The organism is Saccharothrix luteola (assembly GCF_020859565.1).
Classification (GTDB): Bacteria; Actinomycetota; Actinomycetes; order Mycobacteriales; family Pseudonocardiaceae; genus Actinosynnema; species Actinosynnema luteola.
Genome location: NZ_JAJHUO010000036.1, coordinates 1 through 12,601 on the forward strand (window position 1 = coordinate 1; position 12,601 = coordinate 12,601).

Below are 12,601 nucleotides of genomic sequence, written 5' to 3' on the forward strand. Positions count from 1 at the left end.
CGGCCCTCCCGCAGCAGGTCCGCGATCACGATCCGCTCCGCGACCGACAGATACCGACCCGCCGACACCGGTGGCGGTAGCGGTGTCGGCGCGGACGGTGTGGGTGGTGTGGGTGGTGTGGGAGACGGTCGATCCGCCGCCCGCACCACCCGATCCGCTCGTCCGTGCCGCCACCGGTGCCCGGTCCTGCGATTGACCCCGACGATCCGACACGCCTCGGTCGTGCCCACACCCGACGCCACAAGGTCAAGACAGGCCCGACGCTCGGCACCCAGCTTCCTACGCCCCTGAGGCGACCGATCCCCACGGATCCCGAACACCACAACCCCCGAACAACCCAGGTGTTGCGACGACTACTGGAACCCGCCTGTCAAATCGGGCCGGGCTTGACCGCGACTACCAAACCCCGAATCACTCCCGAGGTATCTCCACCCCGATCTCGTCCCCCAACCGCGCCCCACCCACCAAATCCAGCTCATCACCACTCCAAAACCGCCCCGGGTCGTACCAGTTGACCCGACGCCCGCTCGGCAGCAGCCCCATCTCCTCGTAAGTCACCGCCACCACCTCCGCGCAATACGCCGTCTCCAACGTCGCGTCCGAAGACTTGCGCAGATTCGGCAACCGCCCGCGCAACCACCGACCGGCCAACCTCGCCGTCGACGGGAAAGGCGTCCCGTTCAACCGCGCCACCGTCTTCAGCACGGCGTCGTCCTCCTCCCGCGTCGTCGGCCGGTCGAGTTGCCGCAGCCACGCCCGCTGCCCGTACTTCCGCGCCCACACCAGCACCGCGTCACGCAGGTCGTGCAACTGCACGCCGCGGTGGTGCGTGCCGGTCCACACGTCCGGCAGGGAGCGGCCCATCTCGGCGTGCCACATCAACGGCGGCAGGTCCTCGACGGCCACGGTCATGCCGACGTGGTTCACCGGGCTGTTCGTGGTCACCCGGATCGCCCGGTCGGCCACCGAGCTGCCGCGGAACAACCAGATGTCACCGGTACGGGTGAGTTCGACCGCCTCGTCCAGACCGATCTTCGTTCCAGCCATCCCGGTAGCCTAGGCAGATGCGCTGGTGGAAGTTGCTCGGACTGGCCGGTGTCGCGGGTGTCGCGGCGACCGGCGTGGTGATCGCACGGGCGGAACGCAAGCGTCGCGCCTACGCGCCCGACGAGATCCGCGAACGGCTGCACGCGCGCGTCAACCAGGGCGAAGCGCCTAAATGACCCGCACCGCCTGAGCCGCGACCAACGCCCAAACAAACGCCACCCGAAGCCCCCGACCAACGGCGGGTTGACCGGGAACGGTCCCCAGGACTGGGCTACCGGCATGCGATCCCTGCTCGGGGCCCTGCTGTGCGTGCTCGTCGTCGCACCACCGGCCCACGCCCGCACCCGCCCGGTCGAGAACCTGGACGCGGCCACCATCCCGCACCTGGTCCGCCGAATGGACGCAGGCACCCTCACCTCGGTCGACCTCACCCGCGCCTACCTGCGCCGCATCGAGACCATCGACCGCAAGGTCCGCTCGGTCGTCGCGCTGAACCCCGAAGCGCTCGCGCAGGCGGCGGAGAGCGACCGGCGACGTCGGCAAGGGCGGGCGAAGGGCCTGATGGACGGCATCCCGGTCCTGCTCAAGGACAACATCGACACCAGGACCATGGGCAGCACGGCCGGCTCACGTGCCCTGCGCGTGCCGCCGCGAGACGACGCCGAGCTGGTGCGACGCCTGCGTGACGCGGGCGCGGTGGTCCTGGGCAAGACGAACCTGTCCGAGTGGGCGAACTTCCGCTCCACGTCGTCCACGTCCGGGTGGTCCGCGATCGGCGGGCAGACCAACAACCCGCACGTCCTCGACCGCAACCCGTGCGGCTCGTCGTCCGGCTCGGGCGCGGCGGTGGCGGCGTCGTTGGCGCAGGTCGCGGTGGGCACGGAGACCGACGGCTCGATCGTGTGCCCGGCCGGCCAGAACGGCGTGGTCGGCCTCAAGCCCACGCTCGGCCGGATCAGCGGCGACGGCATCGTGCCCATCTCGTCGTGGCAGGACACGGCGGGTCCGATGGCCCGGCACGTCGTGGACGCCGCGATCCTGATGTCCGTGCTGGAGGGCAAGGGCGTCGACTACGCGTCGGACCTCGGGTCGGCGACGCTGAACGGCAAGCGGGTCGGCGTGTGGCGGAAGGCCGGGCGCGACGCCGAGGCGGACCGGGTCGTGCAGTCGGCGGTGGACGTGCTGCGGCGCGCCGGCGCCGTGGTGGTCGAGGTGGAGCTGCCGTACCAGCAGCAGGTCGAGGCCGCCGAGTTCCCGGCGCTGATCACCGAGTTCAAGCACGACCTGGAGCTGTACCTGAAGACGCGGCCGGGCGGCGTGCCTGGGACGTTGACGGAGCTGATCGCGTTCAACGAGGCCGACCCGGTGGAGCTGGGCAAGTTCGGGCAGGAGCTGTTCGTCGAGGCGGCGAAGGCTCCGCCGGTGACCGATCCGGCGTACGTCGAGCAGCGCCGGACCGCGACCGCGCTCGCCCGCCGCTCGATCGACGAGGTGCTGGCCGCGCACCGGCTGGACGTGATCATGGCGCCGACCAACGGGCCGGCCTGGCGCACCGAGTACGGCGGCGGTGACGCGTTCGAGCTGGGGTCGTCGACGCCGGCGGCCGTGTCCGGCTACCCGAACGCTTCCGTGCCGGCGGGCTTCGCCGGGCCGTTGCCGATCGGTGTGTCGTTCATGGCCGGGTATCGGCAGGACGCGACCGTGCTGCGGTTCGCCGCCGCGTTCGAACGGGCGGCGCACGCACGCCGGGCGCCCGGGTACCTGGCATCGTTGCCTTCGTGATGCGGTCCACCGTCCTGGATGGAATGTTGGGTCCATGCGCGCGGTGGTGTTGGGCACGGGTCTGATGGGCGCCGGGATGGCGCGGAGCTTGCTGCGGTCCAAGATGGACGTCGTGGTGTGGAACCGCAGCGTGGCCAAGGCGCGTCCGTTGGCCGACGAGGGCGCGCTGGTCGCCGACGACCCGAAGAGCGCGGTCGTCGGCGCGGACGTCGTGCTCACGATGCTGTTCGACGCCGAGGCCACCGCCGGGGTGATGGCCGAGGCGTTGCCGTCGGTCGAGCGCGGTGCGGTGTGGGTGCAGTGCGGCACGGTCGGCTTGGCCGGCGTCGACCACTTGGCGGAACTGGCCGCGATGCACGGCGTGCCATTCGTGGACGCACCCGTCCTCGGCACGCGCGCGCCGGCGGAGCAGGGGAAGCTGACCGTGCTGGCGGCCGGTCCGGTGGAGGTGCGGGAGTTCCTCGCGCCGGTGTTCGACGCCATCGCGCTGCGCACGGTGTGGGCGGGTGAACGGCCCGGGGACGGGCAGCGGCTCAAGCTGGCGGCCAACTCGTGGGTGCTGTCGATCACGGCGGCGACCGCGCAGGCGGTGGCTTTGACGCGCGGGTTGGGGTTGGATCCCGACGCGTTCTTGGAGGTGATCGCCGGTGGTCCCGTGGACAGCACTTATGCGCAGGTCAAGGGACGGGCGATGATCGACGGTGAGTTCACGGCGTCGTTCGGGGTGGACGGCGCGGTCAAGGACAGTGAGCTGATCATGGCGGCGATGGCGGTGGCTGGTACGGATGATCGGTTGATGCGGGTGTTGAACGAGCACTATCGGGTGGCGGCGGGGCGGGTTGGGGAAGGGGCGGATATGGCGGCGGTGGTGGCGGCGTTTGAGTCTTGAGTTGGTGGTTGGTGTTAGGGGTTGAGGCCGGCTCGGTGGTCCGGTTTCGTCCCGTGGTCACGCTCAAGTCCGGCTCGATTTGACATGGGTTCGGGTGCTTTAGGCAGGTCGAAGCCATGTCAAATCGGGCCTCTGCGGAGAGGTCGCGGGTCCGTTGTGGGGCGGTTGAGGGGCTGCTGGGGGGCGTTGTGGAGATGAGTTGGCGGCGCAGGTCACGAGTGTGGCGTCGGTCGTGATCGTTGGGGATTGGCCTGTCCGTCGTTGGCAGGTGGGAGTTACCGTCGGAGCGGGTACCAGTGGGTGACGGTGCCGGTCGGGGTGGAGGTGTGGTGTGGGGTCCGGTGGGTTGATCGCCGCTGCCGCGCTGGCCGGTGTGGTTGTTCTTGGGGCTGGTGGGCTCGCGGCGCCTGGCGATCCGGACGAGATCTGGCGCGATTCCGGGCTCAGGGTGGTCGATCGGGCGACTCGCGCTGACGACGAGTGCGTGTCCCACTCGTTCGGGCAGGTGCAGGAGTTGTTGAAGGCCGTGCCTTGCGTGGCCCTTGATCGGATGCTGTTCACCCTCACGGACGACAAGGGTGGGACGGCGGTCGTGTTCGTGGCCTGGATCGAGTTCGACGACCGCGACAAGGCCCGCGAGTTCAAGAAGCTCGAGGACATCCACGGCACCGGCGACCTCACCCCGCTGTCGGGGTCCCTCCTCCAGATCGCCGACGTCCCGTTCACGGCGCACAACTACGACTCCGCCGTGCTCGACGGCGTCACGGTGGTGATCGCCGAGGCGGAGAACGTCGCCGGTGGCTTCACCGCCGCGTACCTGGACGACATCGCGGGCGTCGCGGTGCTCACACCCCGTCCCTGATCCGTTTCCCGTCCGCCGACGCCCCGAACAGGGGATACTCCGCACGAACGGGCTTGGCGCACCTGCCGTCGGACCCGGGATCCGAGCGGTGCGCCGGTGATCGGCAGAATGGGCGGGGATGGAGGTGCGCGTGATCCGGTGGGGCGTGCTGGTCGGCATGGTGGTGGCGCTGGTGGCCGCCCTCGCCGCCGCGCGCGGCGAGCAGGGCACGGCGATCCGGCCCGTGGCCGACTGCGCGGACCTGGTGCGGGACTTCGAGATCCCCGGCACGCGCGCGCACGTGACGCAGGCGGAAGCGGTGGGGGAGGGTGACGAGGCGGCGCACTGCGCCGTGCTCGGGTACGTCGAGCCGGAGGTCCGGTTCCACCTGAAGCTGCCGACCACGACCTACACCGGCCGTTACCTGCAGTACGGGTGCGGCGGGTTCTGCGGTGAGCTCGTGTCGCCCTCGTTCCCCGACTGCGGACCGGACGTCGGCGGTGTCGCGGTCGCCACCACGGACGACGGGCACGTCGGTCGCGGCACGGTCCGGTCGGCCGACGGCAGGCCCGCCGCCGCCAACCAGGCCGCCCGCGACGACTTCGCGTTCCGCGCGCCGCACGTGGTCTCGATGGCCGCCAAGCGGGTGATCGAGGACTTCTACGGCGAGCCGCCCTCGTTCTCCTACTTCACCGGCTGCTCCAACGGCGGCCGGGAAGGGCTGCTGCTGGCCCAGCGCTACCCGCACGACTTCGACGGCATCATCGCCGGCGCGCCCGCCAACTACCAGAGCCCGCTCGTGCTCTACCAGGCGTGGCTGGCCCGCACGAACACCGGCGCGGACGGCCTGCCGGTGCTCACCGCCGACCTGCTGCCCCTGCTGCACGACGCCGTGCTGCGGCACTGCGACCGCATCGACGGCCTGGTGGACGACCAGATCGAAGACCCGCGCCGGTGCGACTACGACCCCGCGCCGCTGCTGTGCACGGCCGCCGGCGGCAAGTGCCTCACACCCGAGCAGCTCGACGTGGTGCGCAAGCTGTACGCGGGCCCGAAGGACGCCCGCGGCAAGCGGCTCTACCCGGCCGGGCAGGAACGCGGCTCCGAGCGGGCCTGGGTGGACTGGATCACCCCGACCGCCAGTCCCCGCGCCGCCACGTTCTCCGCCCTGCTCGCGGACAACTTCCTCAAGCACATGGGCTTCCCGGTGGGCTCGCCCGGCTCGTCGCTGGCCGACGTCGAGTTCACCGCGGAGGAGTTCGCCCGGCTCAACGTCGAGGGCGTGCGCGGCAACGCGATGAGCCTCGACCTGGACGAGTTCCGCGCGGCGGGCGGCAAGCTGATCCTCTGGCACGGCTGGAGCGACCAGGGCGTTCCGCCGCGCGCCCTGCTCGACTACTACGAACGGCTGGCGCAACGTGACGGTGACGTCCGCTCCTGGGCCAGGGTGTTCATGGTCCCCGGCATGCACCACTGCGGTGGCGGCGGCGGCACGCTGACCGGGTTCGACCCGATCCGCGAGCTGCTGGCGTGGGTGGAGCAGGGCGCCGCGCCGGACCGCGTCATCGCCACGGGCCGGGCCGGCGACGCGGTCCGCACCCGGCCGGTGTTCCCGTACCCGCTGACCGCCCGTTACGACGGCACGGGCAGCATCGACGACGCGGCGAACTTCGTGGCCGCCCCACCGGCGGAGCCGACCCGGGACGCGGTCGACTGGGTGGGCGCCTACCTGTACGACAAGCCTGGTCCGGTCGCTCCCTGACGTCTCACCGGCCCAAGAGTCCGGACGTACGGGTTTTGAAACCGCACGATCGGGCTACCCCGGACCGCGCCGAGTGGTAGGCGTCGACGGGGACATCCGGGGCGGGGACGGTGGTGCGGGATGGACTGGGAATTCGATGACGACAACGCGGTGCGCGCGGTGCTGGCCTACGTGTCGGACGTGACGCGGGCGCTCGGCCTCAGCGGCGAGTGCTCCTGCGTGCAGTCCGACGGTTCCCGCCTCGGCGCCTACCTCGCGCTCGACGGCCACCTGCCCGGCTTCGCCGACCGGGACGTGGCGCTGCTGTGGGACGAGGACCGCGGTTGGTCGGTCGCGGTGGAGACCGACAGCGCCGAGCCGCCGTTCGTGCTGGCCAGGCTGCGCGGCCCGGTCCGGCCGGACCCCGCGGCCGTGGCGCGCTGGGTGGACGGGCTGGGCCTCGCGCCGGCCGACGGCGCGCTGCTGGCCGCGAGCTAGGGGCGCACCGGCCCGTCGAGGGTGGCCTGGGCCTCGTCGAGGAGCGTGCGAACGCCCTGGAAGAAGCTGCTGGCGCTGTGCAGCGCCGTGTGGAACTGCTCGGCCTTCTCGTCCGACGCGCTGGTGAACACCAGCATCTCGGTCAGCTCCAGCCGCCGGTTCACCGACGCGACCGCCGTGCGCCACCGGTGCAGCAGGTCGATCAGGTCGGCGTCGCGGTGCGGGCTGAGCGCGCCCGACGACAAGGCCGAGTCCACCGCCGACTGCACCAGCCTCGGGTACACCCGCCTGCCGCGTGAGCTCACGCTGAACGCCTCGCCGTCCAGCGTCTCCCGGTTGCGCGTCATCTCCAGCCGGATCGACTCGAGCGCCTGCTTGCGCTGCTCGCGCTGCGACGCCCACCGCTCGGCGAAGATGCCGGTGATGCCCGCGAGCAGCGCCAACGAGTTCACCGCCGGTTCCCACCGCTCGCCCGGCGGCGACACGACGAACCAGCTCACGCCCAGCGCCATCGCCACCGCGAGCGCGCCGAACGTGAGGGCCGTGATCGCGATGCGGGTCATCGGGGGTCAGTTCCCCCAGATGACGTCGGCCACGTCGTCGACCGCCCTCGGCGCGGGCACCGGCTCGCCGGGCGCGAGCAGCAGCAGGTCCATGCCGAAGCCCTGCGACGAGCGCGGCACGCCGAAGTCGGAGTGCGTGCCGGTGACCTTGCGCATCCCGGCCTCGCGCACGATCCCGTCCAACGCCTTCCGCGCGTACTTGCGGGTCAGGTAGAGGCGGATGGTGTCCCGGTCGGGGAACGGCACCCGGTTGCGGTCGGGCAGCATCATCATGATGTCGCCACCGGTCTGGTTCTGGTAGACGACCTTGACCTTCAACGCCCGGTCGCCCTCGACCGCGCCCCGGAACTGCACCGCGTCCACGTTGATCGTCAGGTCGGTGTTGTGCAGCAACGAGCTGGTCACGAACTCGCGGTAGGCGCGGCTGCGGGCGTACTCCTCGACCGCGTCCTGCGCCAGGTCGTCGTTCAACGCCTCGGTGGTGGCGACCTCCAGCAGGAACAGGTCCTGCGGCCGGGCCAGCGCGGTGAGGTTCGCGAGCAGCTCGCCGTCGTGGTCGAAGTTCGCCAGCGTGTTGCCCAGCAGCGAGTAGAGCACCGGCTCGTCGCCGACCAGCCGGTGGATCAGCTCCCGCAGCTCGGCCAGGTTGTCGGGGATGGAGAAGTCGAGCTGCACCGGCACCACCCGGTGCCCGCGCAGGCCGACGCGGTGCGTGGCCTCCTGCGTGCCGAGCCGCAGCATCTCCGAGCTCATGTCGACCGGCACGTACAGCAGGCCCGGGTTGCGCTCCAGCAGGTGCTCCAGGACCAGCCGGTCCTTGTGCCCCGTGCCGACGCCGAAGCTCACGTGGTGGAAGCCCTCGCCGATGCGGCCGCGCACCCGGCCCCAGCGGCGGGTGAACGAGTCCAGGCTCTGCTTCATCACCAGGTAGAACGGGTCGGCGCAGGCGTGCGCCCAGGCGATCGTCGGCCCGATGCCCCAGTAGGCGTAGCCGGAGGCGATCTGCTTGCCGTCGCCGCTGGTCGACGGCTTGCCGAGCAGGTCGCTGGTCAGCGCGGCCAGCTTGTCCCGCTGGTCCTCGCCGACGAGCACCAGCGACCAGGCGAAGTCCGACTCGTCGATGGCCCTGGCCAGGTCGCCGACCAGCCGCCCGTCGCTCGCCGTCACTCGGCCTCCTCCGCTGTGGGTCCGCACGGTGAGCCTACCGATCACCACCGACAGTCAGGTGCTTTTCGCCGCGGCGGGTGAGCCGGTGGCGCACGGTCCCGGACGGCTGTCCGGGACAGCTCCGGACGGCCGGACAGCCTGTGTCCGGGCCCGGACTGTCGCTAACTTCACCGGTCATGGGGGGCACGGTGCGGTTGTCGGTCCTGGGTCCGGTCGAGGTGGCGCACGGGGATCGGCTGATCCCGGTGCCGGGCCCGCAGCTCCGGTGCGTGCTGGCGGTGCTGGCGTCGGAAGCCGGTCGCGTGCTGCCGGTGGCGCGGTTGGCGGAGGCGCTGTGGGACGTGCCGCCGCCGACCGCCCGCGGCACGCTCCAGGTGTACGCGTCGAGGCTGCGCAAGCTGCTCGGCGGGCTCGGCGTGGCGCTGGTCGGCACGGGCGGCGGCTACCGGCTCGACGTCGACCCGGCGGACGTCGACCTGCACCGGTTCCGGGACGTCGTGGCACGGGCGCGGGCCACGGCGGACGTGGCGGTGCGGCGGCGGCTGCTCGCGACGGCGCTGGGGGAGTGGCGCGGCGCGCCGTTGGCGGACACGGCCGACGGGCCGCTGCGCAACCGCCTGGTGGTCGCGCTGGCGGAGGAGCGGCTGGCCGCGCTGGAGGACCGGCTGGAGGCGGACCTGGAGCTGGGTCGGCACCACGACGTGGTCGGCGACCTGACCGCGCTGGCCGCCGAGCACCCCGGGCGGGAACGCGTGGCGGGCGCCCTGATGCTCGCCCTGCACCGCTGCGGACGGCGGGTGGAGGCGCTGGAGGTCTACCGGCGGTTGCGCGGGCTGCTGATCGAGCAGGCGGGCGTCGAACCGGGTGCGGACTTGCGCCACCTGCACCAGCGGCTGCTGGCCGACGCGGACACCCCGGCCCCCGCCGCCACGCCGACACCTCGCCAACTGCCGGCGGCCGGTGACCTGGTCGCGAGGGAGGGCTACCTGGCCGAGTTGGACGCCCTGCTCACCGCGCAGGCGCCTGCTCGGCAGGGGGACGGGCCGCCCTCCGCGCCCGCGGCGGTCGCCGGACCGGCCGGCGGGGCGGTGAGGGATCGGATCGCCGGGCCGGCAGCGGTGCCGGTGGCGGGTGATCGGGCAGCCCTGTCCGCGGCCGAGGCGGCCCTGGATGGCCGGCCCGCAGGGCCTGGCGTCGGGTCGGTGGTGGGTGGCCATGTAACGGGCGTCGGGTCTGTGGGCGCTCGGTTCGCCGAGTCCGCCGCGGCCACCGTGCCCGGTGTCGGGCCGATGGCGGGGGATCGACGTGGCGTACCCGCCGCCGGGCCCGTCGTGGTCGCGCTCGTCGGCACGCCCGGTGTCGGCAAGACCGCGCTCGCGCTGCGCTGGGCGCACCGCGTCGCCGACCGGTTCCCCGACGGGCAGCTCTACGCCGACCTCGGCGGGCACGGGGAAGGCGAGCCGGCGCCGCCGCGTGCCGTGCTGGGCGAGTTCCTGCGCGCGTTGGGCGTGCACCGCGACCACGTGCCGGAGAGCGAGGCCGAACGCTCGGCGCTGTGCCGGTCCCTGCTCGCCGACCGCCGCGTCCTCCTGGTCCTGGACAACGCCCGGTCCGCCGAGCAGGTCCGGCCGCTGCTGCCCGGCGCGCCCGGCTGCGCCGTCGTGGTCACCAGCCGCGCGGAACTCGCCGGCCTCGCGGCCCGCGACGGCGCGCACCCGATCGCCGTCGTGCCGCTGTCCACCGACGACGGCGTGGCGCTGCTGCGCGGTGTGCTCGGCCGGCGCGTGGACGTCGAACCGGCCGCCGCCGCACGGCTGGTCGACCTGTGCGGCGGGCTGCCGCTGGCGTTGCGCGTCGTGGCGCACCGGGCCGTGCGCCGACCCTCGGCGACGTTGACCGCGCTGGCCGCGCAGCTGGCCGACGAGACCAGGCGGATCGACCTGCTCTCACCCCCGGACGACCCGTCCGCCGCGGTGCGCGCCGTCTTCTCCTGGTCCTACCGGGCGCTGCCGCCCGACGTCGCGCGCGTGTTCCGGCTGCTCGGCGTGCTGCCCGGCTCGGACTTCGACGCCGAGGCGGCCGGCGCGGCCACCGGGTCGGACGTCCGCCACGAGCTCGCCGTGCTCGCCTCCGGCCACCTGGTGGAGGAGATCGGGCTCGACCGCTACCGGCTGCACGACCTGCTGCGCGTGTACGCCGCCGAGCTGGCCGACCCCGACGAGTCCGCCGCCGCTGTGACCCGGGTGCTCGACTGGTACCTGGACCGGGCGGCGGCAGCGGTGGCCGCGGTCGCGACCGACGCGGGCCCCGGCGACCGCGACACCGCCGCGCGGTGGCTGGAGGCCGAGCACCGCAACCTCGTGGCGGCCACCCGCCTCGCCGCCACGTCCGGCCTGCACGAGCACGCCTGGCGGCTGCCGAACGCGCTGTGGCGGCACTGGTTCACCCTCGGCCGGCTGGACGACTGGACCGCCACCCACGAGGTCGGCCTGACGTCCGCGCGCGTCCTCGGCGACATCCGGGCACAGGCCGAGACGCTGAACGCGCTCGGCGTCGCCCACCAGACCTCCCAACGGCACACCGACGCGGTGGACGCCTACGAGCAGGCGTTGGCGCTGTGGGAAGAACTCCGCGACCACGCGGGTGCCGCGCGGACGTTGACCAACATCGCCGTCGTGCACTACCTGGCCGGGCGCTACCGGGACGCGGTCGAGCAGGGCGAGCGGGTGCTGGCGCTGCGGCTCGGCGAGGACGACGCGTTCGGCGAGGCGGTCGCGCACACCGCGCTCGGCGGCTTCCACCTCAGGCTCGGCGACCCGGCCCGCGCGCTCGACCACGCCCAGCGGGCGTTGACCGTGTTCGAGAAGCTGGCCAACCGGTTCGGCGTGGCCGCCGCCACCCTCAACCTCGGGCACGTGCACCGGCAGGCGGGCGAACCCGACCGCGCGGCCACGTGCTACCACGACGCCCTGATCCGGTTCCGCGAGCTCGGCGACCAGCGGCACGAGGGCGAGGCGTTGTGCGGGCTGGGCTCGGTGCACCTGGCGCGCGGCGGGCTCAGCCTCGCCCGCGACCACCTCGACGCGGCGTTGGCGGTCGCGGCCGTGGCGGCCGACCCGCTGCTGCTCGGCGAGGTCCGCTACCAGCTGGGGCTGCTGCGCCTGGCGACCGGTGAGCCGGAACTGGCGTTGCGGCACTTCGAGCACGCCCGGCGCGTCGGCGGCCGGTACGAGCGGGCACGCGGGCGGCTCGGGATGGCACGGGCGGAGTGCGCGGCGGGGCGGCACGGCGAGGCGGCGCGGTCGTGGCGCGCGGCGGCGGAGGGGTTCGCCGCGCTGGGCGTGCCGGACCGGGCGGTGCCGGACTGCGGGGTGTGCGCGGCGCTCGTCAGGTCGTGAGGCGGGCAGTCAGCGCGTCGATCTCGTGCGCCACCACGAGTTCGGTGCGTTCGACGGTCATGCCCAGCCTGCGGTTGACCCGGATCATGTGCTCGTTGTCGGAGTTGGTGACGGTGTGCATGCGCCGCAGCTCGGGGTGGTCCTCGACCAGCCAGTGGGCCATCACGCCCTTGAGGCCCAAGCCGATCCCGCGGCCCCGGTGGGCCGCGAGGACCACCGTGTCGCCTTGGTGGAACGTGCGCGGTTCGCGCGGCAGCAGCACCACCTCGGTCAACCCGGCGACCTCCCCGGTGGCCTCGTGCACGGCGACCACCACCCGCTGCTCGACGTTCTCGCCCGACAGCTCGGCCTCGTTCGCCCGGACCCGCTCGACCGTCCACTCGGGAGGGACGAACTCGGTCGTGCCCATCGGCACGTCGTGGATCGCGCTCCGCGCGGCGGCGTAGGACGTGACGACCTCGTCCGGCGCGGTGTCGGCCCACCGCTCGACCCGGTACCCCTGAGGCACGCCGACGGGCCACCGCGTCCGATCGACGTCGGCGACGGTCATCACCATGGCCGCCAGCGACCGCACGGTGCGGAAGCCCAGCCGTCGCGCCCAGTCCGTGCCCGGACGGCCCTCCACCAGCCGCCAGTCCTCGATCACGGTGCGCCCGCGTTCAGCCAACCGCGGCA

At 73.0% G+C, this 12,601-nt stretch carries 12 protein-coding genes; 7 read left to right on the top strand and 5 right to left on the bottom strand.

Features of this window, described 5'->3' with window-relative positions; genetic code table 11:
• Positions 1-320, bottom strand: a 320-nt coding sequence (locus LNK82_RS48485; protein WP_443706272.1) for a helix-turn-helix domain-containing protein, incomplete at its 3' end; no start/stop codon positions are given.
• A 91-nt stretch (positions 321-411) separates the two neighbouring features.
• On the bottom strand, positions 412-1,047 hold the full coding sequence (locus tag LNK82_RS38650; protein ID WP_230571819.1) for a hypothetical protein: 636 nt from the start codon (positions 1,045-1,047) through the stop codon (positions 412-414).
• Between the two features lie 17 nt (positions 1,048-1,064).
• Here LNK82_RS38650 and LNK82_RS38655 point away from each other — a divergent pair, with 17 nt between their 5' ends.
• From LNK82_RS38655 to LNK82_RS38680, 6 genes are all read left to right on the top strand, one after another.
• Complete coding sequence (locus LNK82_RS38655) at positions 1,065-1,223, top strand: hypothetical protein (RefSeq protein WP_230571820.1); 159 nt, start codon at positions 1,065-1,067, stop codon at positions 1,221-1,223.
• 103 nt (positions 1,224-1,326) lie between these two features.
• Positions 1,327-2,829 (top strand): amidase, encoded by a 1,503-nt coding sequence (locus LNK82_RS38660; protein WP_230571821.1) that lies wholly within the window; start codon positions 1,327-1,329, stop codon positions 2,827-2,829.
• A 34-nt stretch (positions 2,830-2,863) separates the two neighbouring features.
• Positions 2,864-3,718: an NAD(P)-dependent oxidoreductase gene (locus LNK82_RS48035; protein ID WP_504948035.1), complete on the top strand. Its 855-nt coding sequence runs from the start codon at positions 2,864-2,866 to the stop codon at positions 3,716-3,718.
• 484 nt (positions 3,719-4,202) lie between these two features.
• Positions 4,203-4,580 (top strand): hypothetical protein, encoded by a 378-nt coding sequence (locus LNK82_RS38670; protein ID WP_230571823.1) that lies wholly within the window; start codon positions 4,203-4,205, stop codon positions 4,578-4,580.
• A gap of 118 nt (positions 4,581-4,698) precedes the next feature.
• The gene (locus LNK82_RS38675) at positions 4,699-6,321 is read left to right on the top strand and encodes a tannase/feruloyl esterase family alpha/beta hydrolase (RefSeq protein ID WP_230571824.1); all 1,623 of its coding nucleotides are present in this window, start codon (positions 4,699-4,701) and stop codon (positions 6,319-6,321) included.
• Between the two features lie 120 nt (positions 6,322-6,441).
• A complete protein-coding gene (locus tag LNK82_RS38680; RefSeq protein ID WP_230571825.1) occupies positions 6,442-6,798 on the top strand; it encodes a DUF6292 family protein in 357 nt (118 codons plus the stop codon).
• On the opposite strand, the gene LNK82_RS38685 is transcribed toward LNK82_RS38680, so the two are convergent.
• On the bottom strand, positions 6,795-7,361 hold the full coding sequence (locus LNK82_RS38685) for a hypothetical protein (protein ID WP_230571826.1): 567 nt from the start codon (positions 7,359-7,361) through the stop codon (positions 6,795-6,797). The two genes, LNK82_RS38680 and LNK82_RS38685, sit on opposite strands and share 4 nt — an antisense overlap.
• 6 nt (positions 7,362-7,367) lie before the next feature.
• On the bottom strand, positions 7,368-8,528 hold the full coding sequence (locus LNK82_RS38690) for an L-histidine N(alpha)-methyltransferase (protein ID WP_230571827.1): 1,161 nt from the start codon (positions 8,526-8,528) through the stop codon (positions 7,368-7,370).
• Positions 8,529-8,704: 176 nt separating this feature from the next.
• Between LNK82_RS38690 and LNK82_RS38695 the strand changes: the two genes are divergently transcribed.
• Positions 8,705-11,926, top strand: coding sequence for an AfsR/SARP family transcriptional regulator (locus LNK82_RS38695; protein ID WP_230571828.1), 3,222 nt, complete (start codon positions 8,705-8,707; stop codon positions 11,924-11,926).
• Here LNK82_RS38695 and LNK82_RS38700 read toward each other — a convergent pair.
• Entirely contained in the window at positions 11,916-12,593 is a 678-nt protein-coding gene (locus LNK82_RS38700; protein WP_230571829.1) for a GNAT family N-acetyltransferase, read from the bottom strand. The two genes, LNK82_RS38695 and LNK82_RS38700, sit on opposite strands and share 11 nt — an antisense overlap.
• Positions 12,594-12,601: the final 8 nt, after the last annotated feature.